This window comes from Reyranella sp. (assembly GCF_965229815.1).
GTDB lineage: Bacteria > Pseudomonadota > Alphaproteobacteria > Reyranellales > Reyranellaceae > Reyranella.
Window position 1 is genome coordinate 1,134,973 of the sequence record NZ_CBDDJN010000002.1, and the last position, 25,670, is coordinate 1,160,642.

General features: G+C 70.3%; 17 protein-coding genes, 1 pseudogene and 1 riboswitch. Of the genes and pseudogenes, 12 read left to right on the forward strand and 6 right to left on the reverse strand.

All coding sequences use genetic code 11. From position 1 onward, the window contains the following. Nucleotides 1-95 precede the first annotated feature (95 nt). Nucleotides 96-215: riboswitch (TPP riboswitch) on the forward strand. A gap of 50 nt (nt 216-265) precedes the next feature. The 8 genes and pseudogenes from thiC to ACO073_RS05950 all read left to right on the forward strand — a co-directional run bounded on the left by thiC (nt 266) and on the right by ACO073_RS05950 (nt 14,942). Further along, the gene (gene thiC / locus ACO073_RS05915) at nt 266-2,077 is read left to right on the forward strand and encodes a phosphomethylpyrimidine synthase ThiC (RefSeq protein ID WP_421996228.1); all 1,812 of its coding nucleotides are present in this window, start codon (nt 266-268) and stop codon (nt 2,075-2,077) included. A gap of 112 nt (nt 2,078-2,189) precedes the next feature. Then, nucleotides 2,190-3,854: a hypothetical protein gene (locus tag ACO073_RS05920; protein ID WP_421996229.1), complete on the forward strand. Its 1,665-nt coding sequence runs from the start codon at nt 2,190-2,192 to the stop codon at nt 3,852-3,854. Between the two features lie 195 nt (nt 3,855-4,049). Next, the gene (locus ACO073_RS05925) at nt 4,050-5,327 is read left to right on the forward strand and encodes an MdtA/MuxA family multidrug efflux RND transporter periplasmic adaptor subunit (protein WP_421996230.1); all 1,278 of its coding nucleotides are present in this window, start codon (nt 4,050-4,052) and stop codon (nt 5,325-5,327) included. A 13-nt stretch (nt 5,328-5,340) separates the two neighbouring features. After that, the gene (locus tag ACO073_RS05930; RefSeq protein ID WP_421996231.1) at nt 5,341-8,511 is read left to right on the forward strand and encodes an MdtB/MuxB family multidrug efflux RND transporter permease subunit; all 3,171 of its coding nucleotides are present in this window, start codon (nt 5,341-5,343) and stop codon (nt 8,509-8,511) included. After that, nucleotides 8,508-11,770, forward strand: a pseudogene (locus ACO073_RS05935) (efflux RND transporter permease subunit); the annotation flags it as partial. The gene ACO073_RS05930 and the pseudogene ACO073_RS05935, both read left to right, overlap by 4 nt. Nucleotides 11,771-11,960: 190 nt before the next feature. Next, entirely contained in the window at nt 11,961-13,388 is a 1,428-nt protein-coding gene (locus ACO073_RS05940; RefSeq protein WP_421997404.1) for an efflux transporter outer membrane subunit, read from the forward strand. Nucleotides 13,389-13,426: 38 nt separating this feature from the next. Next, a complete protein-coding gene (gene dinB / locus ACO073_RS05945; protein ID WP_421996232.1) occupies nt 13,427-14,506 on the forward strand; it encodes a DNA polymerase IV in 1,080 nt (359 codons plus the stop codon). A 121-nt stretch (nt 14,507-14,627) separates the two neighbouring features. Beyond that, nucleotides 14,628-14,942 (forward strand): GIY-YIG nuclease family protein, encoded by a 315-nt coding sequence (locus tag ACO073_RS05950; protein WP_421996233.1) that lies wholly within the window; start codon nt 14,628-14,630, stop codon nt 14,940-14,942. Nucleotides 14,943-15,000: 58 nt separating this feature from the next. On the opposite strand, the gene ACO073_RS05955 is transcribed toward ACO073_RS05950, so the two are convergent. Then, nucleotides 15,001-15,924 (reverse strand): aldo/keto reductase, encoded by a 924-nt coding sequence (locus ACO073_RS05955; protein WP_421996234.1) that lies wholly within the window; start codon nt 15,922-15,924, stop codon nt 15,001-15,003. Then, a complete protein-coding gene (locus ACO073_RS05960) occupies nt 15,921-19,160 on the reverse strand; it encodes a hypothetical protein (protein ID WP_421996235.1) in 3,240 nt (1,079 codons plus the stop codon). Before ACO073_RS05960 ends, ACO073_RS05955 begins: the two co-directional genes overlap by 4 nt. 174 nt (nt 19,161-19,334) lie before the next feature. Here ACO073_RS05960 and ACO073_RS05965 point away from each other — a divergent pair, with 174 nt between their 5' ends. Further along, nucleotides 19,335-19,589: a hypothetical protein gene (locus ACO073_RS05965; protein WP_421996236.1), complete on the forward strand. Its 255-nt coding sequence runs from the start codon at nt 19,335-19,337 to the stop codon at nt 19,587-19,589. Here ACO073_RS05965 and ACO073_RS05970 read toward each other — a convergent pair. Beyond that, complete coding sequence (locus tag ACO073_RS05970) at nt 19,562-20,260, reverse strand: helix-turn-helix transcriptional regulator (RefSeq protein ID WP_421996237.1); 699 nt, start codon at nt 20,258-20,260, stop codon at nt 19,562-19,564. The genes ACO073_RS05965 and ACO073_RS05970 overlap by 28 nt on opposite strands. Before the next feature lie 46 nt (nt 20,261-20,306). On the opposite strand from ACO073_RS05970, the gene ACO073_RS05975 reads away from it, so the two are divergent. Both ACO073_RS05975 and ACO073_RS05980 read left to right on the forward strand, forming a co-directional pair. Further along, complete coding sequence (locus tag ACO073_RS05975) at nt 20,307-21,212, forward strand: DMT family transporter (RefSeq protein ID WP_421996238.1); 906 nt, start codon at nt 20,307-20,309, stop codon at nt 21,210-21,212. 80 nt (nt 21,213-21,292) lie between these two features. After that, nucleotides 21,293-21,847 (forward strand): carboxymuconolactone decarboxylase family protein, encoded by a 555-nt coding sequence (locus ACO073_RS05980; RefSeq protein WP_421996239.1) that lies wholly within the window; start codon nt 21,293-21,295, stop codon nt 21,845-21,847. Nucleotides 21,848-21,852: 5 nt separating this feature from the next. On the opposite strand, the gene ACO073_RS05985 is transcribed toward ACO073_RS05980, so the two are convergent. After that, entirely contained in the window at nt 21,853-22,479 is a 627-nt protein-coding gene (locus ACO073_RS05985; RefSeq protein ID WP_421996240.1) for a nitroreductase family protein, read from the reverse strand. A gap of 107 nt (nt 22,480-22,586) precedes the next feature. On the opposite strand from ACO073_RS05985, the gene selD reads away from it, so the two are divergent. Then, nucleotides 22,587-23,693 carry a selenide, water dikinase SelD gene (selD, locus tag ACO073_RS05990; protein ID WP_421996241.1) on the forward strand — a complete coding sequence of 369 codons (1,107 nt, stop codon included), beginning with the start codon at nt 22,587-22,589 and terminating at the stop codon, nt 23,691-23,693. 1 nt (nt 23,694) lies between these two features. Here the strand turns inward: selD and ACO073_RS05995 are convergent, their stop codons facing one another. Together ACO073_RS05995 and cobT are read right to left on the reverse strand one after the other, a co-directional pair. After that, nucleotides 23,695-24,582, reverse strand: a complete 888-nt coding sequence (locus tag ACO073_RS05995; protein WP_421996242.1) for a shikimate dehydrogenase — start codon at nt 24,580-24,582, stop codon at nt 23,695-23,697. An 8-nt stretch (nt 24,583-24,590) separates the two neighbouring features. Continuing rightward, nucleotides 24,591-25,637 carry a nicotinate-nucleotide--dimethylbenzimidazole phosphoribosyltransferase gene (gene cobT, locus ACO073_RS06000; RefSeq protein WP_421996243.1) on the reverse strand — a complete coding sequence of 349 codons (1,047 nt, stop codon included), beginning with the start codon at nt 25,635-25,637 and terminating at the stop codon, nt 24,591-24,593. Nucleotides 25,638-25,670: the final 33 nt, after the last annotated feature.

Consider the following 25,670-nt stretch of genomic DNA (forward strand, 5'->3'; position numbering starts at 1 on the left):
CGGCCTGGCCGACGGTGACCGTCACATCGGCGGTCGCGCCGCTCGCCGCACGTCGCAAAGGCCGCTCGCCTCGGCCGGGCCGATCGCGTAGACTGAGCCCGTCCAAGGGGGGTCCCGACAAGGGGCTGAGATACCGACGGCCTTAGCGGCAGCGCGGTGACCCTTTGAACCTGATCCGGGTCATGCCGGCGAAGGGACTGGATGCCTCCTTTGCACGACACATACGCCGGGTCTCCGTCCGCCTGTCGCAAAGGAGATCCTCATCATGGACACCATCATCCCGACACCCAAGGTGACTACCGGGCCGCTGCCGGCTTCCGGCAAGGTCTATGTCACGCCCGACTCCGCGCCCGACCTCCGCGTGCCTTTGCGCGAGATCGAGCTCAGCGCACCGTCCGAGCCGCGCGTGCGCGTCTACGACACGACCGGCCCCTATACCGATCCCAATGCCGTCATCGACGTGCGCAAGGGTCTTGCCCGCACACGTCGAGCGTGGGTGCTCGAGCGCGGCGGCGTCGAGGAATATGACGGTCGGCCGATCCAGGCGCTCGACAACGGCAACGTGAAGGCCGCGGCGCTGCAGCCGTTCCCCGACACGCCGCGGCCGCTGCGCGGCATCGCCGGCCAGCCGATCACCCAGTTCGAATGGGCGCGCGCCGGCGTCATCACCAAGGAGATGATCTACGTCGCCGAGCGCGAGAATCTCGGGCGCAAGGTCGCGCACGAGCTCGCCCGGGAACGTCTCGCCGACGGCGAGAGCTTCGGTGCGGCGCTGCCCGAGTTCATCACGCCGGAGTTCGTGCGCAACGAGGTGGCGCTGGGTCGCGCCATCATCCCGGCCAACATCAACCACGGCGAGCTCGAGCCGATGGCGATCGGCCGGAACTTCCTGGTGAAGATCAACGCCAACATCGGCAACTCGGCGGTCTCGTCCTCGATGGAGGAGGAGGTCGACAAGATGGTGTGGGCGATCCGCTGGGGCGCCGACACGGTCATGGACCTCTCGACCGGCCGCAACATCCACGACACGCGCGAATGGATCGTGCGCAATTCCCCGGTGCCGATCGGCACCGTGCCGATCTACCAGGCGCTGGAGAAGGTCGGCGGCGATCCCACGAAGCTCTCCTGGGAGGTCTTCCGCGACACGTTGATCGAGCAATGCGAGCAGGGCGTCGATTATTTCACCATCCATGCCGGCGTGCGGCTGGCGCACGTGCCGCTGACCGCGAGCCGCGTCACCGGCATCGTGAGCCGCGGCGGCTCGATGATGGCGCAATGGTGCCTGACCGAGCATCGCGAGAGCTTCCTCTACGAGCATTTCGGCGACATCTGCGACATCATGCGGACGTACGACGTGTCGTTCTCGCTGGGCGACGGACTGCGGCCCGGCTGCAACGCCGACGCCAACGATGCCGCGCAGTTCGCCGAGCTCGAGACGCTGGGCGAGCTCACCAAGGTCGCCTGGGACAAGGGTTGCCAGGTCATGATCGAGGGCCCGGGCCACGTGCCCATGCACAAGATCAAGGCCAACATGGACAAGCAGCTGCGCGAATGCGGCGAGGCGCCGTTCTACACGCTGGGTCCGCTCGTCACCGACATCGCGCCGGGCTACGACCACATCACGTCGGGCATCGGCGCCGCCATGATCGGCTGGTTCGGCACGGCGATGCTCTGCTACGTCACGCCCAAGGAGCATCTCGGCCTGCCCGACCGCGACGACGTGAAGGTGGGCGTCATCACCTACAAGATCGCCGCCCACGCCGCCGACCTCGCCAAGGGCCATCCTGCGGCGCGCCTGAGAGACGATGCGCTCTCGAAGGCGCGCTTCGAGTTCCGCTGGAAGGACCAGTTCAACCTGTCGCTGGATCCCGCGACGGCGGAGAAGTTCCACGACGAGACTCTCCCGAAGGAGGCGCACAAGACGGCGCACTTCTGCTCGATGTGCGGGCCGAAGTTCTGCTCCATGCGCATCACCCAGGACATCCGCGACCATGTCCGCAAGGGCATGGACGAGATGAGCGAGAAGTTCAAAGCCGGCGGCGGCGCGCTCTACGTCCCCGACAGGGCGGCGGACTGACCTGACGGACCCCCCGGCGCCTGGCCGCGCCGGGCCTGTCAATAAAGCTTCGCCGAGCCGTAGCGATTCCACAGCCCTCGGGCCGGACAGTCGGTCCGAGGGGGATCGTTGCATGGTGTTGGATACCCTGGCCCGCCGCGCGGGCCTGTCGCTTGGCGTGGCGGGCGCGGCGCTGGCCCTGTCGATGCCGGCCCTGGCCCAGGCGCCGGCGCCGTCCACCCAGGAGCTGCTGGATCAGATCCGGATCCTGCAGAAGCGGATCGAGCAACTCGAGGCGGCCGAGAAGCGGCGGCAGGGAGCGGATGCGCAGACCCGGGCGGCCGCGCGCCAGCCGGCGGCGGCCCCGCCGCCGGCGCGGACGGCGGCCGTCGCTCCCGCGACGGCGCCCGCCGTGCCCCCGCCGGCCGAGCCTGCATCGGCTCCGGTCACGACAGCTCCCGATCCCGCGCCACAAGCTGCGGCCCGAGAGTCCGACAAGCCCAACGGCACCTTCATGCTCGGCGCGGCCAAGCTCACGCTCGGCGGCTATATCGACCTCACGGGCTACTACCGCAGCCGCAACGAGAATCGCGGGACCGGCACCGGCTACAACACGATCCCCTTCTACGGACCGACACCCCAGGGCAACAGCGGCGAGTACGGCATGAGCGCCCAGCAGACCCGCCTGGCGCTGCGGCTCGACGTTCCGGTCGGCGTCGAGTCCCGCCTCACGGCCTACGGCGAGATGGACTTCAACAACGGCTCGGGCGGCGCCAACTCCGTGCAGTCGAACAGCTACACGCCGCGCCTGCGCCAGGTCTTCGGCCAGTACCAGGACGAATCGTGGCAGGCCTACCTGCTGGCCGGCCAGGCCTGGACGCTCGCGACGCCCTTCAGGAAGGGGCTCGATCCGTTCGGCACCTGGCAGCCGCCGACGATCGATCACAACTACATGGTCGGCTACAACTACCTGCGCGTGCCGATGGTGCGGGCGGTCAAGGGCTTCGGCAACTTCTGGATGGGCATCGAGGCCAACACGCCGCAGACCGTGTTCGGCGGCACCGCCACCGTGCCGGCGGGCCAGACCGTCTACACCGGCTATCCCGGAAACAGCGGCCTCAACCCGCAGGCCGTCTACAGCGTCAACGTCGCGCCCGACATCGTCGCCAAGGTCGCCCTCGACACGAAGTACGGGCATGTCGATGCCTTCGGCGTCGCGCGCTGGTTCCGCGACCAGGTCTCCTTCGGCACGACCAGCGTCAACCACGATGCGTTCGGCGGCGGCTTCGGCGTCAGCGCCTTCATCCCCGCCGGCAAGTGGGCCGACCTGATGGGCAGCTTCGTGTACGGCAGCGGCATCGGCCGCTACGGGGCGGCCGGCCTGCCCGACGTGACCTTCACGCCCAACGGCGGCCTGACGACGCTGCCGCAGGGAATGGGCACGGTCGGCGCGGTCGCCCATATCGTGCCGAGCGTCCTCGACCTCTACGGCTTCTACGGGTGGAACTGGGTCGGCTCCAGCTACTATCCAGGCGGCGGCTACGGCAATCCGGGCTTCAACAATACCGGCTGCTTCAATCCCAATGCCGGCGGGGCCAACTGCGCCGGCAACACCCGGATGCTCAGCGAAGTGACGGTCGGGCTGAACTGGAACTTCCTGCGCGGCCGCTTCGGCACGCTGCGCGCCGGGCTGCAGTACGGCAATATCCTGCGGACCGCCTACTACGGCACGGGCGGCACGCCGAGCGCGGTCGAGAACCTGTTCATGTTCAATTTCCGCTACATTCCGTTCGAGTAGTCGGATTCTTCGACAGGACAGGCGCGACGGTCTGCCCCAGCGACCTGCAGCGGCCTCGCGCGTTGTCTTCGGACGCCGTTCGCGGCCCATCCTGGCGCGGCCCATCCTTGCGCGGTCAGGACCCGTGGGGGACACTTTGGCGGGTCGGTCCGTATCTCCGGCTGATCGGTGGCGCGCGTTGGGACGAGTGAAGCGATGAAGAGGCTGCGAACCCTGCTGGGGATCGGCTTGGGGCTTGCCATCGTGGCGGGCGCCGGCTGGTACATTTCGCACACCAGCAGCAAAAGCCCTGCGCCGACCGCCCGGTCGGGCGGACGGTTCAACGCCAACATGGCGACCCCTGTCGGCATCGCCGCCGCGGCCCGCGGCGAGATCCCGGTGGTCATCCGGGCGCTCGGCACCGTGACGCCGATCAACACGGTCAATGTGAAGACCCAGCTCACCGGCCAGCTGGTGAAGGTCGAGTTCAAGGAAGGCCAGCGCGTCAAGCAGGGCGACCTGCTGGCGGTGGTCGATCCGCGGCCCTACGAGGTCGCCCTGCAGCAGGCGCAAGGCCAGCTGCAGCGCGACCAGGCGCTGCTCAAGAACGCCCAGACCGACCTCGAGCGCTATCGCAAGCTGGTGGCGCAGGATTCGATCGCGCGCCAGCAGCTCGATACCCAGCAGTCGCTCGTCCGCCAGTACGAGGCGGCCCTGGTGATCGACCAGGCCCAGGTCGACGCTGCCCAGCTGAACGTCACCTACACGAGGATCGTGGCGCCCATCACCGGCCGCATTGGCCTGCGCCTGGTCGATCCCGGCAACTTCGTGACCATGGGCGACGCCACCGGCATCTGCGTCATCACCCAGATGCAGCCCATATCGGTGTTGTTCACCATCCCGGAGGATGCCCTGCCGCCGGTCCGCGACCGTCTCAAGGGCGGCGCAAGCCTCGAGGTGCGCGTGCTCGATCGGGCGCAGAAGAACGAGCTGGCGATCGGCCGCCTCGACACTCACGACAACGTGATCGACGCGACCACCGGCACGGTCAAGCTGCGCGCCGTGTTCGACAATACCGACGAGGCCCTGTTCCCCAACCAGTTCGTGAACGTCCGCCTGCTGGTCGACACGGTGAAGGACGCGACCACGGTGCCCGTGGCGGCGATCCAGCGCGGCCAGCCCGGCATCTTCGTCTATCTGGTCAAGGCCGACGACACGGTGGCGATCCGCGTCGTCGAGCTGGGCGCCACCGACGGCGAGAAGGTGCAGATCGTGGCCGGCCTGCAGCCCGGCGACGAGGTCGTGGTCGACGGCACCGACCGGCTGCGCGAGGGCGCCAAGATCCGGCGTCCTTCGGCCAGCCCGCGGGCGACCTCCGGACCGGTCGCGGCGGCGCCGCCGGACGGCCAGCCGCGGCGGCGGCGGAATGCCGAGGGGGCGGCTGCACCGGGCGGCAGCGGCGGCCCCGGCCGGGCCACGCAGACCAACCAGTAGACCGGCCCGCGACATGAATCCGTCGCGGATCTTCATCGAACGACCCGTCGCGACCTCGCTCCTGATGGTCGCGCTGGTGATGGTCGGCCTGATCGCCTACCGGTTCCTGCCGCTGTCGGCGCTGCCCCAGGTCGACTACCCGACGATCCGCGTGCTTACGCTCTATCCCGGAGCCAGCCCCGAGGTCATGACCTCGTCGGTGACGGCGCCGCTCGAGCGCCAGTTCGGCCAGATGCCGGGGCTGAACCAGATGACGTCGACCAGCTCGGCCGGCGCCTCGTCGATCGTCCTGCAGTTCGACCTCAAGCTCGGCCTCGACGTCGCCGAGCAGCAGGTCCAGGCGGCCATCAACGCCGCCAGCAATCTCATGCCTTCGGACCTTCCTTCGCCGCCGGTCTACGCCAAGATCAACCCGGCCGACGCTCCCGTCCTGACGCTTGCCGTCACCTCGAAGACCGAGCCGCTGACCAAGGTCCACGACTATGTCGACACGCGGCTGGCGCAGAAGATCTCGCAGCTCCCGGGCGTCGGCCTGGTGAGCCTGGAGGGCGGCCAGAAACCCGGCGTGCGCATCCGCGCCAACCCGACGGCGCTCGCCTCCTACGGCCTCAACATCGACGACCTGCGGACCACGATCTCCAACGCCAACGTCAACACGCCCAAGGGCAATTTCGACGGGCCGGCGCGCGCCTACACGATCAACGCCAACGACCAGGTCACCGACCCCGAGACGTTCCGCAACATCATCGTCGCCTACCGCAACGGCGCGCCGGTGCGCCTGCGCGACGTGGCGACAGTGGAGGAGGGGCAGGAGAACAACCGGCTGGCAGCCTGGGCGAACACGACCCAGGCGGTCATCCTGAACGTCCGCCGCCAGCCCGGCGCCAACGTCATCGAGGTCGTCGACAGCATCAAGCGGCTGCTGCCGCAGCTGCGCGCGACGCTGCCCAGCGCGCTCGACGTAACGGTGCTGACCGATCGCACCGTCACGATCCGAGCCTCGGTGCGCGACGTGCAGATCGAGCTCGGCTTCGCCGTCGTGCTGGTCGTCGCCGTGATCTTCCTGTTCCTCGGCGACTGGCGGGCGACCCTGATCCCCAGCCTGTCGGTGCCCTTGTCGCTGATCGGCACCCTGGCGGTGATGTATCTGGCCGGGTTCAGCCTCAACAACCTGTCGATCATGGCGCTCACCATCGCGACCGGCTTCGTGGTCGACGACGCCATCGTCATGATCGAGAACATCGCCCGCTACATCGAGCGCGGCGAGAAGCCCCGGGAAGCCGCGCTGCGCGGCTCGCGGCAGATCGCCTTCACCGTCGTGTCGCTCACCGTGTCGCTGATCGCGGTCCTGATCCCGCTCCTGTTCATGAGCGACGTCGTCGGGCGCCTGTTCAGCGAGTTCGCGGTGACCCTGTCGGTCACGATCCTGATCTCGGCCGTGGTCTCGCTGTCGCTGGTGCCGATGATGTGCGCCCTGTTCCTGCGCCAGCGGCCCGGCCACGGCCATGCCGCCGCTCCCGCCACCGCAGGCGCCGTCCCGGCCGAGAGCGAGGCGCTGGGCGCGCGCTGGTTCGGCCGGCTGATCGCCTTCTACGATCGCTGCCTGCTGGTCGTCCTGCGCCACCAGCCGCTCACCCTGCTGGTGGCCGTGGCCACGGTGGTGCTCACCGTCGTGCTCTACATCCTCGTGCCCAAGGGCTTCTTCCCGGTGCAGGACACGGGGCTGATCCAGGCCGTGACCGAGGCGCCGCAGAGCATCTCCTTCTCGGCCATGGCCCAGCGCCAGAACGCGCTGGCGGAGACGATCCTGGGCGATCCCGACGTCGAGAGCCTGAGCTCGTTCATCGGCGTCGACGGCACCAACGCGACCCTGAACGCCGGCCGCATGCTGATCAACCTGAAGCCGCGCGACCAGCGGTCGGCGTCGGCCAGCCAGATCATCCGCCGGCTGCAGCGCGACGCCGCCCGCGTCCAGGGCATCTCGATCTACATGCAGCCGGCGCAGGATCTCACCATCGATTCGACGGTGAGCCGCACCCAGTACCAGTTCGTCCTGCAGAGCGCGCGGGCCCAGGATTTCGACACCTGGGTGCCGCGGCTCCTCGACCGCCTGCAGCACGTTCCCGAGATCGTCGACGTGACCACCGACCTGCAGGCCAAGGGCCTGTCGCTGTTCATCCGCATCGACCGCGACGCCGCCGCCCGCTTCGGCATCACCTCCGCCTCGATCGACAACGTCCTGTACGACGCGTTCGGCCAGCGCATCGTCTCGACGGTCTACACCCAGTCGAACCAGTACCGGGTGATCTACGAGGTCGATCCGTCGATGAGCAACTCGATCGCCTCGCTGTCCAACCTCTACCTGCCGGGTTCCGGCGGCAAGCAGGTGCCGCTGTCGGCGGTCGCCACCTTCGAGGAGCAGTCGGCGCCGCTCCGGCTCGACCGGCTGGGCCAGTTCCCGGCGACGACGGTGTCGTTCAACCTGGCGCCGGGCGCCTCGCTCGGCCAGGCGGTCGACGCCATCGTCGCGGCCGAGCACGAGATCGGCCTGCCGGCCTCGGTCACCACGCACTTCCAGGGCGCCGCGCTCGCCTTCCAGCGCTCGCTCGACAGCCAGCTGCTGCTGATCCTGGCCGCCATCGTGACGGTCTACATCGTGCTGGGCGTGCTCTACGAGAGCTACATCCACCCGGTGACGATCCTGTCGACCCTGCCCTCGGCGGGCATCGGCGCCCTGCTGGCGCTGATGCTGGCCGGCTCCGACCTCAGCGTCGTGGCCATCATCGGCATCGTGCTGCTGATCGGCATCGTGAAGAAGAACGCCATCATGATGATCGACTTCGCGCTCGACGCGGAGCGTCACGAGGGCAAGTCGCCACGCGAGGCGATCCACCAGGCCTGCCTGCTGCGCTTCCGGCCGATCCTGATGACCACGGTCGCCGCCATGGTCGGCGCCCTGCCGCTGATGCTGGGCACCGGCACGGGCTCCGAGCTGCGCTCGCCGCTCGGCGTCACCATCGTCGGCGGCCTGATCGTCAGCCAGGTCCTCACCCTGTTCACGACGCCGGTGATCTACCTCGCCTTCGACCGGCTGGGCCGGCGCCTGCGCGGCCTGCCGCTCGACGCGCCCCTCCATCCGGTCGCCGTGCCGCGCGGCGATGCCGGCGAGAGGCCGCTGACGTGAACCTGTCGGCGCCCTTCGTCGCCCGGCCGGTCGCCACCACGCTGCTGACCATAGGCCTCGCGCTGGCCGGCGCGGTGGCGTTCCTGAAGCTGCCGGTCTCGCCGCTGCCCAAGGTCGAATTCCCCACCATCTCGGTCTCGGCCGGCCTGCCGGGCGCGGCGCCCGAGACCGTCGCGACCAGCCTGACGACGCCGCTCGAGCGGGCGCTGGGCGCGATCGCCGGCGTCACCGAGATCACCTCCTCGAGCACCGTCGGCAACGCGCGCATCACCCTGCAGTTCGACCTGTCGCGCAGCATCGACGGGGCGGCCCGCGACGTGCAGGCCGCCATCAACGCCGCCCGCATGGAGATGCCGGGCGACCTGCCGAGCAACCCGCAGTACCGCAAGATCAACCCGGCCGACGCGCCGGCGCTGGTGATGGCGGTGACCTCGGACACGCTGGGGCAGGGCCGCCTCTACGACGCGGCCTCGAACATCCTCCAGCAGAAGCTGAGCCAGGTCGACGGCGTCGGCCAGGTGACGCTGGGCGGCAGCTCGCTGCCGGCGGTGCGGGTCGAGCTCAACCCGACCTCGCTGGCCAAGTACCGGATCGGCCTGGAGAGCGTGCGGGCGGCGCTGGCCGCCGCCAACGCCAACTCGCCCAAGGGCGCGATCGAGGACGGCGACCGGCGCTACCAGCTCTATTCCAACGACCAGGCGCGCACCGCCAGCGACTACCGTCCGCTGATCATCGCCTGGCGCAACGGCTCGCCGGTCCGGCTGTCGGACGTGGCCGAGGTGCTGGATTCGACGGAGAACATCCGCAACGAGGGGCAGGCCAACGGCAAGCGGTCGGTGCTGGTCATCGTCTACCTGCAGCCCAACGCCAACGTCATCGAATCGGTCGACGCGGTGAAGGCGCTGCTGCCGGAGCTGCGGGCCGCGCTGCCCAACGACGTCAGCCTCGACGTCGTGGCCGACCGCACGACCACCATCCGCGCCTCGCTGCGCGAGGTCGAGCATGCGCTGCTGATCAGCATCGCCCTGGTGGTGCTGGTGACCTTCGCCTTCCTGCGCTCGGCGCGGGCCGGCCTGGTGGCGGCGGTCGCGGTGCCGGTGTCGCTGATCGCCACCTTCGGCGGCATGTACCTGCTGGGCTACAGCCTGAACAACCTGTCGCTGATGGCCATGGCGATCGCCGCGGGCTTCGTGGTCGACGACGCCATCATCGTGCTCGAGAACGTGTCGCGCCACATCGAGGGCCGGCATGTCGCGCATCGACGCCGCCCTGCTGGGGGCCCGCGAGGTCGGCTTCACCGTGGTCTCGATGAGCCTGTCGCTGATCGCCGTCTTCATGCCCATCCTTCTGATGTCGGGCATCGTCGGCCGGCTGTTCCGCGAGTTCGCCGTCACGCTCTCGATCGCCATCCTGGTCTCGATGGTGGTGTCGCTCACCACCACGCCGATGATGTGCGCCTACGTGCTGCGGCCGCACGAATCGCGCTCGCCGGGGCGGTTCTTCCGCTGGAGCGAGCGCGGCTTCGCCGCCCTGCAGCGCGGCTATGCCGCCAGCCTGGGCCTGGTGCTGCGCCACCCGCTGCTCACCATGCTGGTGTTCCTGGCGACGGTGATCCTGAACATCGACCTCTACGTGACCATTCCCAAGGGCTTTCTTCCCGCAGCAGGACACGGGCCGCATCGTCGGCGGCATCCGCGCCGACCAGAGCATCTCGTTCCAGGCCATGCGCCGGAAGTTCCGCCAGTTCGTGGCGATCGTCCGCGAGGATCCGGCGATCGAGAGCGTGGCCGGGTTCACCGGCGGCTACTCGACCAATTCCGGCTTCGTGTTCGCCACCCTGAAGCCCCTGTCGGAGCGCAAGATCTCGGCCGACCAAGTGATCGCCCGGCTGCGGCCCAAGCTCGCCCAGGTCCCGGGCGCCCAGCTCTTCCTGCAGGCCGTCCAGGACATCCGGGTCGGCGGCCGCCAGTCGAACGCGCAGTACCAGTTCACCCTGCAGGCCGATTCGCTGGCCGACCTCTACACCTGGGGTCCGAAGCTGGTGGAGGCGCTGCGCCAGGACCAGTCGGTCATCACCGACGTCGATTCGGACCAGCAGCAGAAGGGCCTGCAGGTCAACCTCACCATCGACCGCGACGCCGCGGCGCGGCTCGGTGTGTCGACGCGGGCCATCTCGTCGACGCTCTACGACGCCTTCGGCCAGCGCCAGGTGTCGACCATCTACAACGCGCTCAACCAGTATCATGTCGTCATGGAGGTCGCGCCCGAGTTCTGGAGCAATCCCGAGCGGCTGAAGGACATCTACGTCAGCACGTCGGGCGGCGCGATCAGCGGCGCCCAGGCGACCGGCGCCGTCGTCTCGGACGACGCCGACGGCGACAGCCACGGGGGCGGCGTCCTCGCAGTCCACCACCGTCGACCCGGCGCAGGCGGTGCGCAACCAGCGCACCAACCAGATCGCCGTCTCGGGCCGCGGCTCCGGCCTCGACGGGGCGCGGCGGTGAGCACGACGCCGGAGACGATGATCCCGCTGTCGCAGCTCACGCGCTACGATTTCGGCACCACGCCGCTGGCGGTCAACCACCAGGGCCTGTTCGTCGCCAGCACGATCTCCTTCAACCTCGTGCCGGGCAAGACGCTGAGCGACGCCGTGGGCTACGTGAACGACACGATGCCCGAGATCGGCCTGCCGGCGACCGTCCACGGCACCTTCCAGGGCACGGCGCGCGCCTTCCAGCAGTCGCTGGGCAACCAGCTCCTGCTGGTGCTGGCGGCGCTGGCCGCCGTCTACATCGTGCTCGGCATCCTCTACGAGAGCTACATCCACCCGCTCACGATCCTGTCCACCCTGCCGTCGGCGGGCGTCGGCGCCCTGCTGGCGCTCAAGGTGACCGGGGTCGAGCTCAGCATCATCGCCATGATCGGCGTGCTGCTGCTGATCGGCATCGTGAAGAAGAACGCCATCATGATGATCGACGTGGCGCTCGACCGGGAGCGCCGCGAGGGCCTGTCGCCGGAGACGGCGATCCACCAGGCGGCCGTCCTGCGCTTCCGGCCGATCCTGATGACGACCCTGGCGGCGATGCTGGGCGCCCTGCCGCTGGCCATGGGCTTCGGCGACGGCGCCGAGCTGCGCCAGCCGCTCGGCATCTCGATCATCGGCGGCCTGCTGGTGAGTCAGGTCCTGACGCTTTACACGACACCGGTGATCTACCTGTACCTCGACCGCTTTCGCCGCCGCGACCGCGACCGTCCGAGCCTGGTCGCCCGCGCCCATGGGCAGCGCCGGCCGCCCGCCCGGGGTCGCGCCGGCATGACGCTCGCCCGCCGCTTCTTCGTCGCGGGCCTCGCCGCCGCCTCGGCCGGCGCCTGCACGGTCGGGCCGGACTACAGGCGCCCGCCGCCGGCCGAGCCGCCGGCGCTCGCCCTTCAAGGAGACGACCGGTCCGGTGACCGGCATCGCCGCCAGCTTCCAGCCGGCCCTGCCGCGCGACGCGGTCGACCGCGGCCCGTGGTGGACCATGTACGGCGATGCGACGCTCGACCGGCTGGCGGCGCAGATCGACATCTCCAACCAGACCCTGCTCCAGGCCGAGGCCGCCTACCGCCAGGCGCGTGCGCTGGTGCGGCAGGACGCGTCCGGCCTCTATCCGACGGTCACGGGCAACGCCGGCTACACGCGCAGCGGCAGTGGCACCGGCACCAGCCGCGCTGTCGATTCCGGGATCGTCAATGCCAGCCCCGGCGCGACCAGCCAGTTCAGTGCCGGCCCCGGCCTGTCCTGGGAGATCGACCTGTGGGGCCGCATCCGCCGCCAGATCGAGAGCGATTCCGCCGCTGCCCAGGCCAGCGCCGCCGATCTCGCCAATGCGCGTCTGTCGGCCCAGGCCAATGCCGCCATCAACTACTTCTCGATGCGCATCTCCGAGCAGCGCATCAAGGTCTACCAGGCCTCCGTGGCGGCCTACGCGCGCTCGGTCGAGATCGTGCAGAACCAGCTCGACGCCGGCATCGTGAGCCGCGTCGACCTCGCCCAGGCGCAGACCCAGCTCGAGCAGACGCGCGCCCAGCTGGTGGCCGAGAACATCACGCGCGCCCAGTTCGAGCACGCGCTCGCCGTGCTGGTCGGCCGCGCGCCGACCGGCTTCCAGGTCGAGGCGGGCCCGCCGCCGCGCGACATCCCGACGATCGATCCCGGCGTGCCCTCGACCCTGCTGGAGCGGCGGCCCGACATCGCCTCGGCCGAGCGCCAGATGGCATCGGCCAACGCCCAGATCGGCGTCGCCCAGGCGGCCTACTATCCCAACATCTCGCTCTCCAGCGCCGTCACGATGGTGGGCAGCAGCCTTCTCGCCCTCGCCACGCTCAGCAACGCGGTGTGGTCGGTCGGCCCCGCCCTGTCGGCCACCCTGATCGACGGCGGCGCCCTGAAGGCCCAGGTCGAGGGCGCGCGCGCCCGCTACGACGCGCAGGTCGCCTTCTATCGCCAGACCATCCTGATCGCCTTCCAGCAGGTCGAGGACGCGCTGGTGCAGCAGCGCGTGCTCGAGCAGCAGGAGAAGGTCCAGCGCGCCGCCGTCGCGGCCGCCCGCGACGCCGAGCGCCTGTCGCTGAACCAGTACCGGCTGGGAACCGTGCCCTACACGACCGTGGTGCAGACCCAGGCGGCGGCCCTGTCGGCCGAGCAGGGGCTGCTCACCGTGCGGCTGAGCCGGCTGACCGCCAGCGCGAACCTGGTGCTGGCGCTGGGCGGCGGCTGGCAGGCGAGCGACCTGCCGGCGCCGACGCCGATCGGCGGCATCGACCAGCGGCCGCAGCCGGCCGTGCCCACCGCCGCCAGCCTCGAGCCGCAGAAGCCGTGGTGGAAGATCTGGTGACGGTCCGACGCCGCGCCTGATCGTATAATCGGGCCGCGATGGGCGAACCGACGATCCGCAAGATCATCCATGTCGACATGGATGCCTTCTTCGCGTCCGTGGAGCAGCGCGACGATCCCGCGCTGCGCGGCCGGCCGGTGGCCGTCGGCGGCCGTCTGCGCGGCGTGGTGGCGGCGGCGTCCTACGAGGCGCGCCGCTTCGGCGTGCGCTCGGCCATGCCCTCGGCCACGGCGCGGCGGCTGTGCGCCGAGCTGGTGTTCGTGAAGCCGCGCTTCGACGTCTACCGGGACGTGTCGCGCCAGATTCGCGAGATCTTCCTCGAGTACACGCCGCTGGTCGAGCCGCTGTCGCTCGACGAGGCCTATCTCGACGTCACGACCAACCTCAGGAACATGCCGCTGGCCAGCGACATCGCCCGCGAGATCCGCGCCCGCATCCTGGAGCGCACCGGGCTCACCGCCTCGGCCGGCATCTCCTACAACAAGTTCCTGGCCAAGATCGCGTCGGACCATCGCAAGCCCAACGGCCAGACGGTGATCCCGCCGGAGAAGGGGCCGGCCTTCGTCGAGACCCTGTCGGTGGCGAAGTTCCACGGCATCGGGCCGAAGACCGCCGAGAAGATGAAGGGTCTGGGCATCCATACCGGGGCCGATCTCAAGGCCCAGTCGCTGGACTTCCTCGAGCAGACCTTCGGCAAGGCCGGCACCTGGTACCATCGCATCGCCCGCGGCCAGGACGATCGTGCGGTGGTGCCCGACCGGCCGCGCAAGTCGGTCGGCTCGGAGACGACCTTCATGGAGGATCTCGCCCGGCCGGACGAGATCGAGCGCGGCGTCGCCTCGGTGCTCGACGATGTCTGGTCGTGGTGCGAGCGCACCGGCACGCGCGGCCGCACCGTGACGGTGAAGATCAAGTACGCCGACTTCCAGATCGTGACCCGCAGCCGCACGCTCGCCGCGCCGGTCGCCAGCCGCGAGATGCTGGAACGCACCAGCGTCGACCTCGTCCGCTCGATCTTCCCTCTGGAGAAACGCGTCCGCCTGCTCGGCGTCTCCCTGCACAATCTCGAACCCGACGGCGCGCAGGCCACCCAGCCGCAGATGACCCTGGCGTTCTGAAAGGTCCCTCGCTGCGCTCGGGATGACTGAGGGTGGTGAGGCGAGAGATTTTGTCATCCCGAGCGCAGCGAGGGACCTTTGAAGCCACAGAAAAGTCGCTTCGACGCTTCAGGCTTTCGCGATGCGCGCCTACTACGTCTACGTCCTGACCAACATCAAACGGAACGTGATGTATGTCGGCGTGACGAACGATGTTGAGAAGCGACTCGCCGATCATCGCGATGGAAGGGGCAGCGCTTTCACCCGCAAGTACCGGCTGGCCACGTTGGTTCACGTCGAGGAATTCCAGCACGTGGAGGACGCCATCGCGCGCGAGAAGCAGATCAAAGGTTGGCGGCGATCGAAGAAGGACGCGCTGGTCGAAGCATCGAACCCGACATGGATGGATATATCGGACGTTGGTCCACTCAAAGGTCCCTCGCTGCGCTCGGGATGACACCGAAGTGTGAGGCGGGACCCTCTGTCATCCCGAGCGCAGCGAGGGACCTTTCGGCTTAACCGCCGACCTCCGCGACCATGCGCTTGAGCAGCGCGGCGTCGGGGTAGGGGCCGAGGCCGGCCTGGACGTTGTCGCGCATGTGCTGGGGCTTGCCGGTGCCGGGGATGACGCAGGTGACGGCGGGATGGGCGAGCACGAACTTCAGCAGGATCTGCGCCCAGCTCGTCGCCCCGATCTCGGCCGCCCAGGCGGGCAGGGGCCGCGGCAGCAGCCGGCGCAGCAGGCCGCCGCCGCCGAACGGCTGGTTCACGATCACCGCGACGCCGCGCTCGGCGGCCAGCGGCAGCAGGCGCCGCTCGACGGCGCGGTCGTCGAGCGCATAGTCGAGCTGCACGAAGTCCCAGGTCTCGGCGCGCAGCACCCGCTCGAGCTCGTCGTGCGCGGAGTCGGTGTAGTGCGTGATGCCGAGATAGCGGATGCGTCCCTCGGCCTTCCAGGCGCGCAGGGTCGGCAGATGGGTGCGCCAGTCGACCAGGTTGTGGACCTGCATCAGGTCGATGCGGTCGGTGCGCAGCAGCGCCATCGACTTCTTCATCTGGGCGATGCCGGCGTCGCGGCCCGAGGTCCAGACCTTGGTTGCCAGGAAGGCCTTGTCGCGCGTGCCGGCGGCGGCCAGCAGGTCGCCGACCACGCCTTCGGAGGCGCCGTACATCGGCGAGCTGTCGATCACCGAGCCGCCCGCGGCGAACAGGACTGCCAGCACCTCGGCGAGCGGCGCGCGGTCCTGCGGCTGGCGGCCGACGTCGAAGGTGCGCCAGGTGCCGCAGCCGACGACCGGCAGCATCTCGCCGCTGGAAGCGATCTTTCGCTGGTGCATGCGGGCTCCGCTCTGGGCGCGCGCGTCGTGTCCGGCCATGCCCGCCGCGACGGTGGCGGCGGCGAGGCCGAGCAGGCCGGCGCGCGTGAGGTCATGGCTCATGTCGAGGGGACCTGGAAGTCCTGTCCCGCGGTCCGGACCGCGACTGGCCGTCCATTGAGACGCACGTCCGGCGGCGCCGCAAGTCCCGAGAGGATGAAGCTGCGCGCCATGTCGGCGCCGTCCTGGCCGGGCTTGGGCTGGTGCGTGATCTCGAAGCGGCGCTCCTTCGGCCGGTACTCGACGCGCAACAGCCCGACCTTGCCGTCGGCGACGAGGCGCATGCCGTCGGAAGCCGACAGAGTGAAGGACTGCGGGTCGGGCAGCGGATTGTAGCCGACGACGGCGCCGCTCAGCGGGTCGGCCAGCAGATAGGCCTTGCGGCCGGGCTCGGTGACCAGCACGGCGCCGTTCTTCTCCAGCCGTCCGCCGGTGCCCTGCTGCGCCCAGCCGGTGTCGCGCTCCAGCCCCGGCGGCAGGTACGGCCAGTCGCCGTTCAGCCGCCGCCAGGGAATCGCTTTCTCCTGCGCGCCGGGATCGATGGGGAAATGGTCGAACTCGCCGGGCTGGCCGAAATCGGTTCCGAAGCCCGCTTCCATCAGGTCGCCGCCGCTGCGATAGGCGACCGAGAGCTGCCGCTTGTCCTCGTCCCAGCTCGTCTCGAGCGTCGCGGCGTCGATGTGGCGGGCGAAGGCCTCGAAGCTGCCGTGCTGCTCGACGTCGCCCATCTCCAGCACGAGGCCGCCATAGGTGCGGGTCGTCGCGGCCCGCAGGTCGAGCCGGCGCGCCGCCACCGGCCGGTCGCGCCGGAAGTTGAACAGCGAGACGGTGAGGGCCGGCGCGACCTTGGCGGCGTTGGGCTCGGCGGTGCCGGCGACGCCGGGGGCGATCTCGATCTCGGCGTCGCGTCCGAGATCGGCGGCCGGCAGCGGCAGGATCGCGAGGTAGGTCACGCCGTCGTGCAGCAGGATGCGTTGCCCGGCCTTCAGGCGAGCCGGGAAGGAGTCGATTCGCTTTCCGTCGGCATACAGCTTCCAGGTCCGCGCCCCGGCGAAGTTCCACAGGCCGACGACGGTGGCGAGTCGCGACACGTCGGCATCGCCCACCGCCGCCATCAGCCGCTCGCGGCTGGAGTGCGGCTTGGCGAAGATGATGGCGCGGTTGCGGCTCTGGAAGGTGAGGGGGATGCCGGCCGGCCGTGCGACGCCGCCTTGCGTGGTCGTGAGGTCGGGGCCGTTGGCGACGTACTGCACGGTGAGCGTGCCGAGATCTTCCATGCGCGTCGCCGGCCGCGGCTCGCGCACCCATTGCGCCATCACGTCGACCGTGCGGCCGCGGATGTCGGTGCTGGCGAGGCCATGCCAGGCGCCGAGCCAGGCGCGCCGCCACAGCGGCGGCTTGAAGTTGCCGCGCACCGTCTCGGTCGAGGTCTCCTCGGCCGGCAGCGGCTTGTCGTCGATCAGGCCGCCCACCCAGTCCGGCGCCCAGGGTGCGGCGAGGCTCTGCATGGCGACGCGGCCGGGCGGAAAATCGTAGCCCCAGACCGGCATGTCGTGCGCCTTCGCGTCGGCGGGCTGGTCGAGATAGTTGACGACACCGTTGCGCGACAGCGTGTGCAGCACGCCGTAGATGCCGTCCTGCTCGACCAGGATGCCGGGCAGGCGCGCGCGCCCCGACGAGGACACGAAGCGGCGCAGGCGCGGATGGTGCACGCTCACCAGCATCTCGACCGTGCGGTCCACCAGGATGCGGCCCATCAGCCGGTCGATCGGTTCGGGCGCGAAGTCGGCGAACATCTTCTGGCCGCTGAGCGTGATCGACAGGTAATAGGGGTCGAGCATCTCCTGCGTCGAACCGTCGTGGAAGGCCCAGAAGCGCAGCGGCAGGTTCTCGAGCCCGTGCCTTCCGTCGCCCATCGGATAGGCGCCGTCGACCATGGCGCCGCCCAGCAGGGCGCCCATGGCGGCCGTGTGGTTGAAGTTCTGCGTGCTGATCGCGAAGTTGTAGCCGTCGCGGAAGAACGAGGCGCGACCGCGCCAGTCGCGGTTGCGCCGCCAGTAGTCGATGGCGTCGCGGCTCTGCGGATGCACGAAGGCGGAGGTCGGCAGGTCGGGCTGGAGCCAGGCGCGCCAGTAGTTGCGCATGTGGTCCTGCACCGGCGCGGGCAGGAGATCGCGGAACAGATGCCAGACCAGGAGGTCGTCGGCGATGTCCCAGCCCTGCCAGTAGCGCGGCGGCAAGGCCAGGAGCTGGGCCAGCCGCTCGCGGTAGGCCTTGTATCCGGCCTCGCCCTCGACGGCAGCCCAGCTGCTGATCCGGCCGCCACCGACGCGATGCAGCTCGGCGATGCGCGCATGCTGCCAGTCCGTCCGGCCCTGGAGGCCGCCGGCCAGCGCGCGCACGGCCCGCTCGACGACCTCTGCCGGCGACGGCAGCACCGCGGTCGGCCGCGAGCCGTCGGCCTCGGTGAGCTGCCGGCGGCTCGGTCGCGGCGGCAGGGCGACGGCGACGGATCGTCCGCCGGCCAGGGGCCGCATGGAGAGCAGCAGCCGCGGCCGCGCGAAGTGCAAGCCGTGACCGCCCGTCGGCATCGCCCATTCGTAGGCGTCGCCCGGCTGGCGGTAGCGTGAATCGTAGGTCTCGACCTTGCGCAGCAGGAAGCCGCACTGGTCGAGCGCCAGCAGGCGGCCGCCCGCCTCGCGCGCCAGCACGTCGCCGGCCAGCAGCGGCGTGATGTCGAAGCGCGCTTCGCTGCGCGTGAGCGACAGTTCCTGTGGCGTCAGCAGGCCGTCATGCCGGTCGCGCTCCGGATCGGTGGCGCCGTAGCGCGCCCAGTAGCGTCGGCCGTTGGCGGCGGCGTTGAATGTCGGCCCGAGATCGGGATCGGCGATCCACGGCACGCGCAGCGGCATGGCCTCGACATGCCAGGTCGGCGGATCGGCGGTCCATAGCGGCCGGCCGAGCTGGTCGCGGCAGGTATAGCCCTCGGGCACGATCTCGTAGCCGGAGTATTGCAGCACCAGCTCGGCCTTGGTGAGCAGCCGGCCCTTGCGCAGCAGCAGCGCGACATCGTCGGCGGCGCCGGGGAAGCGCAGCAGCACCGAACGGTGCACGGCGTCGACGGTGTGGCCGCCCGCGATCGGCGTGTCCCAGTGCCGGCCGTCGATCGTCGCGGTCTCGCTGTCGGTGACCTCGAACAGGTCCTCGCCGCGCGCCTGCGCCTCGGCCTGTGGCCATGCTGTGATGCCCAGCGCCGCAGCCGTTCGCAGGAAGCCCGCACGAGTCAGACGGAATGACATGGCGTCGTCATTGTCCCGTCATGCCCGGCGCTTTGCCAGCACGGAAAGAATCGTCTTCGCCATATTGGTGCCCTACCGACGGGATTTGCTTTCGAGGTCGGTCGATTCGACAGCATCCACGGTTGTCGAATCAGCGGATCGTGACCATGTCGGTTCGAGCCGGGAGAGCAGCCCATGATTCAGCCGTCCTCGTTTCCCAACCAGAACGATCCCTTCCTGGTCGAAGTGTGGGGTCGGCTCGCCGGAGTGGTGCTGAAGGAAGGCGATGCGTTTCGCTTCCATGCCGTGGCGCCGCCGTTCCTCTCCCTCGACGGTGCCGCGTTCGCCAAGCCCGGTCTCGCGCGGCTGGCGGCGGCACGTCTCGACAGCGATCACGGCCAGGCCCTTTCTCTCCGCCCGGGTCAGGGTCGCGGCGCCGCGTGGTCGTGACGCAACGCTTGCCACGCCTCCAGTAGCCTTCCCTCGTCGTCCTCGAAGCGGGCCGCCAGTACGCGGGCTGCGGCAATCCGCTCCAGCCGGAAGTTGCGCAGGTCGCGTCGCAGCTCGCACCAGGCGCCGACCAGGCTGACGTCGACATAGTAAGCCATGGCCAGCGGCCAGATCGTCCGTCGCGTGCGTCTTCCCTTCTCGTCGACATAGGTCAGGCGGATCTTGCGGCGGTCGCGGATGGCGGCGCGCAGATGCGCCGGGTCGATGCCGCGCGGCGCCACCGCATCGCCGGGCGACACGAAGATGGGCGCGTCGATCATGTGGGTGCGCAGCGTCTCGGGCAGGACGACGGTGAGCTTGTCGAGGACGCGGCCGGCCGCGCGCTGCAGCTCGGGATCGCGCAGACGCTTCACCATGCGCGCGCCGACGGCGATCGCTTCGACCTCGTCGATGGAGAACATCAGCGGCGGCAGGTCGAAGCCCTTGCGCAGCACGTAGCCCAGGCCCGGCGCGCCTTCGATCGGCACGCGGCGGGCCTGCAGGGTCGCGACGTCGCGATAGATCGTGCGCACCGTCACCTCCAGCTCCGCGGCCAGCGTCGCCGCGGTGACGGGCCTACGCGCGGTCCGCAGGACCTGGATGACATCGAACAGGCGATCGGCACGGCGCATGCTCCTGACATAACGTTGTCAGGAGGCCACCGCTAGGGTCTCCGGCATGACAGGGATCGATCGACGCGCGGCATCCGGCACCGCGGCCGACAGAAGCGCGGCGCAGGGCGCGGCGCTGGTCCTGGCGTCGGCTTTCGCCTTCAGTACCGCGGGACTTTTCACGCGTCTGGTCGAGACCGACGTCTGGACCCTGCTGTTCTGGCGCGGCGTGTTCGGTGGACTGTTCATTGCAGCCTTCGTGCTGCTGCGCGACGGCGCCGGCGCCGGGACGACGATGCGGCGGATCGGGCGAACCGGCCTTGCGGCGGCGGCCTGCTCGGCGCTCGCCACCATCTGCTTCATCAACGCCCTGCGGCTTTCCCCGGTGGCCGACGTCGCAGTCATCAACGCAACGGCGCCCTTCATGGCGGCGGCCCTGGCCTGGGCCTGGACCGGCATGCGCGAGCGGCGTGCGACGCTGGTTGCCAGCCTCGCGGCGCTGCTGGGCGTGGCGCTGATGATGCTGCCGATGGTCAATGGCGCCGCTCCGGTGGACCGCGACCGCCTGACGGGCGACCTGCTGGCCCTCGCCATGACTCTGCTGATCGCAGCCATGATGGTGATGATCCGCCATCGCCGCGACGTCTGCATGCTGCCGGCGGCCGCGCTGTCGGCCTTCGCCTGCGCACTGCTCGTCTGGCCGGTCGCGGTGCCCGCCTCGCCCTCGGGACCGGTCCTGCTGCTGCTCGCACTCTTCGGCGTCCAGTTCGGGCTCGGCCTCATGCTGCTCACACTCGGCACGCGTCTCGTCTCGGCCACGCGTTCCGCCCTGATCGGCGCGATCGAGACGCCGCTCGCGCCGGCCCTCGTATGGCTGGTGGTGGGCGAGGTTCCTCCGGTCATGACCTGCGTCGGCGGTACCGTCGTGCTGATGGCCGTCGTCCTCGACCTCTGGCCGCAGCGGCGGCGCTGAAGCCGTTCTGCAGAAGAGAGGGGTCGCCGCGCTGCGCCGACACGCTAGATTGGCGGCGTCCGGCCTCGAGGAGAATCACCGTGATCAAGCGAAAGCAGCGCGTTCCCCTGCGCGACCTGTCGACCATGACGGCGGAGGACCGCGCGACGGTCGAGAAGAACGCCATGAACGGCCAGGTGTTCAACATCTTCAAGGTGCTGGCCCATCATCCGGCCCTGCTGAAGCGCTGGACGCCGTTCGCCGGCCACATCCTCAGCAAGCAGACTCTGCCGTTCCGCGACCGCGAGCTCCTGATCCTGCGCATCGGCTGGCTGAACCAGGCCGAGTACGAGTTCGCCCAGCACGAGCAGATCGCCCGCCGCGGCGGCATCAGCGAGGAGGATATCGCGCGCCTCAAGGAAGGTCCGAAGGCCAAGGGCTGGAGCGCCAAGGAGGCGGCGCTGCTGCAGGTCGCCGACGACCTGTTCGAGAACTCGGTCGTCTCCGACGCGACCTGGGAGACGATGTCGAAGAGCTACTCGACGGAGCAGCTCATGGACGCCGTCTTCACGGTCGGCCAGTACAATCTCGTCTCGTGGGCGCTCAACAGCCTCGGCGTGCCGCTCGACGATTTCCTGCCGGGCGCGAAGAAGTAGACGGGTCAGACGCGCCCGTCGGGTCCATGCCAGTCGCGCACATGCTCGGCGCGCGACGGCCGCTCGACGCGCGTCACCGCCTTGGGCGTGCCGACCGCGAGGAAGCCGACCAGCCGGCTGGGCGCCGTGAAGCCCAGCGCCTCGGTGAGGACCGGGTCGTAGCTGTTGGGCCCGGTCACCCACATGCCGCCGTAGCCCAGCAGGTGGATGGCGTTCAGCATGTTCATGGCGGCGGCGCCGACCGACAGGAGCTGCTCGATCTCCGGCACTTTGTGGTCGCGCCGGATCTCCGCGCCGAGGGCGATGATCAGCGGTGTGCGCCACACCCAGGCGCGATAGCGCTCGGCCAGCAGCTGGCCCTTCTCGGGATCGCGCGCCCGCGCCGCGTCGGCCAGCCGGTCGGCCCAGGCGGCACGCTCGGCGCCGCGGATCAGCACGAAGCGCCACGGCCGAAGGCGGCCATGGTCCGGAGCCCGCAGCCCGGCATCGAGGATGAGGTCGAGCGCCGCGTCGTCCGGGGCGGGCTCGACCAGCAGGCCGACCGACTGGCGCTCGAGCAACTGCTCGAGGGCGCTTCGTCCGGCACCGGGAGACGGGGGAGAGGGGGCGTCGCGCAGGGGTGCCATGGTCATAAGACGCAATTAAGTATTATTATCAATTCCGTCAAGGGCCGGGTGGCGATTGCGTCGCTGGCGCGACGGGACGAACATCGCCGCTTCCTGCGCACCGGAGATACGCCATGACCGTCGCCACGCCCCCGGCCAAGCCGGCCCCTGCCGAAAGCGCCGCGCCGCGCCTCACCGAGCTCGCGCGCTTCGCCGGCTGCGCCGCCAAGATCAGCCAGGCCGACCTTCACCAGGCGCTGGCCGGCCTGCCGGTGGCTTCCGATCCACGCGTGCTGGTCGGCCACGACACGTCCGACGATGCCGCGGTCATCAAGCTGCGCGACGACCTCGCGCTGGTCGAGACGGTCGACATCTTCCCGCCGATCGTTGACGACCCCTACGATTTCGGCCGCATCGCCGCCACCAACGCGCTGTCCGACATCTACGCCATGGGCGGCACGCCGCTGAACGCGCTGAGCTTCGTCGCCTGGCCGGTCGACACCTTGGGCACCGGCTCGCTGCGCCGCGTGCTGGATGGCGCGGCCGCGATCTGCGCCGAGGCCGGCATCGCCATCTCCGGCGGCCATTCGATCGTCGACGAGGAGCCCAAGTTCGGCCTCTTCGTCACCGGCACGATCGATCCGCGCAAGGTCGTGTCGAATGCCGGCGCACGCCCGGGCGATGTGCTGGTGCTGACCAAGCCGATCGGCACTGGTGTGCTGACGACCGCCGTGAAGCGCAATGCCGCGCCCGAGCGCGCGCTCGCCGCTGCCATCGCCTCGATGACGACCCTGAACCGCCATGCCGCCGAGGCGATGACCACGGCGGGCGCCGCGGCCGCCACGGACATCACCGGGTTCGGCCTGCTCGGCCATCTCGGCAACATGCTGCGCGCCTCCTCGACCGCGGCCGGCACCGCGATCGGCGCCCGGCTCTCCTACGCTGCCGTCCCGGTCTTCGAGCGCGTCACCGGCTTCCTGAAGGACGGGCTCTGTCCCGGCGGCACCAAGCGCAACCTCGAATACGCCGCGCCTCAGGCCCGCTTCGCCGACAGCCTCGCCGAGCCGCAGCGCCTGCTGCTGGCCGACGCCCAGACCTCGGGCGGCCTCTTGATCGCGGTGGCGCCGGAAAAGGTCGATGCGCTGGTGGCCGACCTTCGCCGGCGCGGTACGCCGGCCGCCGCCGTGATCGGCAGCATCGTTGCCGCCGACCGGGCGGGCGTGATCGAGGTGACGGCCTAGCCTAAGCCGCGCGATCGCGCCGTCGCGCTGCGGCGGCGAATGTCTCCTCCATGCGCGCGAGGTCGGCGTCGCGACCGGTGAACAGCCGGAACGCCTCGGCAGCCTGGTGCACGCACATGCCGGCGCCGCCCATCGTGCGGGCACCGGTCGCACGGGCTGCGGCCAGGAACGCCGTCTCGAGCGGCGAATAGATGACATCGGCCACGACGTGGCGCGCCGCCAGCCCGGCGGTCGGCATGGGCAGGCCCTCGTGTCCGGTCATGCCGATGGGCGTTGCGTTCACCACGATGTCGGCCTCGCCGAGGAGGGAAGCCGGATCTTCGACCGGACGGCAGCGTCCGCTTCCGGCCGTGCGCGAGAGGTCGGCGCACAGGCGCTCGGCGCGCGGGCCGTCCACGTCGTGGAGGGCGAGTGCGGCGACGCCGAGATCCATCAGGGCGAAGGCGACGGCGCGGCCGGCGCCGCCGGCGCCCACCAGAAGCGCGCGACGGCCCTGCGCTGCGTCCGGCCCGAACCGCTGGCGGAAGGCGCCGCGGAAACCGAGGCGGTCGGTGTTGTAGCCGCAGGTGCGGCCGTCGCGGTCGATCGTCACCGTGTTCACGGCACCGATCTCGGCGGCCTCCGGCGACACCGAGTCGAGCAGGGCGATCACCCTCTCCTTGAACGGGAAGGTGACATTGACGCCGCCGAAGCCGGCCGTGCGCGCCGCCGCCAGAAGCTCCTCAAGTCCGCGGCCGAGCACGGCTGCATCCATCAGATGGTAGTGGCCGGCCATGCCGACGACGGCGAACGCGTCCTCGTGAAGCGCCGGCGACAGCGAGCCGCCGATGTCCCGGCCGATCAGGCCGACCAGCATGCGGTCCGTGGATCGCGGCGGGGTGCCGGCCATCATGGCGCTCAGCCCGGCGCGCGCCTGCTGACGCCGGCATCGGCGAAGGTCGCCATGCCGTTGTGGCAGGCGGCCGCCGCCTTGAGCAGCGGCACGGCGAGCGCCGCCGCCGAAGCCTCGCCCAGGCGCATGTCGAGATCGAGCAGCGGCTTGTGGCCGATCGCCTCGAGGAGACGGGCATGGCCGGGCTCGGCCGAGCGGTGCGCCACCAGGCAGTGCGCCAGCGCCCGGCGGTCGAGCGCGAAGAGCACCGCTGCCGCGGCGGTGCAGGCATAGCCGTCGAGCAGCACCGGGATGCGGCCCATGCGGGCGGCCAGGACGGCGCCGGCGATGGCGGCGAACTCCTCGCCGCCCACCGCCGCGAGCAGCGCCAGCGGATCGCGCTGCTCGATCAGCGGCCGGTGGAAGGCCAGCGCTTCGTCGATGACCGCGATCTTGCGCTCCAGCGCCGGGCCGCGCACGCCGGTGCCGGGACCGGCCCAGTCGGCGCCGCTGCCGCCGAACAGCGCGGCGCAGAGGGTGGCCGCCGTCGTGGTGTTGGCGATGCCCATCTCGCCGAGGCAAAGCACGTCGATGCCGGGCTCGGCCGCCATCATGCCGTAGGCCATCGCATTGGCGGCGCGCGTCTCGCTCATCGCCGGGCCCCGGGTGAAGTCGGCGGTCGGATGGTCGAGGTCGAGCTCGTAGATGCGCAGGTCGGCGTCGATCGCCTGCGCGAGCTGGTTGATGGCGGCGCCGCCCTTCAGGAAGTTCTGCACCATCTGCCCGGTCACCTCGGGCGGATAGGCCGAGACGCCTCGGGCCGCCACACCGTGCGTGCCGGCGAAGACCGCGACGCGCGGCCGCTCGACGCGCGGCTCGGCGCGCCCCTGCCAGCCGGCCAGCCATTCGGCGATCTGCTCCAGTCGGCCCAGCGCCCCGGCCGGCTTGGTGAGCTGGCCCTCGCGCTCCACCACCCGGGTGACCGCCTCCTGGTCGGGCCCGGGCAGGGCGCGCAGGATGCGGCGCATCTCGTCGAAGCTGGGCGGGGATGATTCGGGAGGACGGGCGTTCATGGCGGGCGCGGACCATCCTATATTTGCCCTACC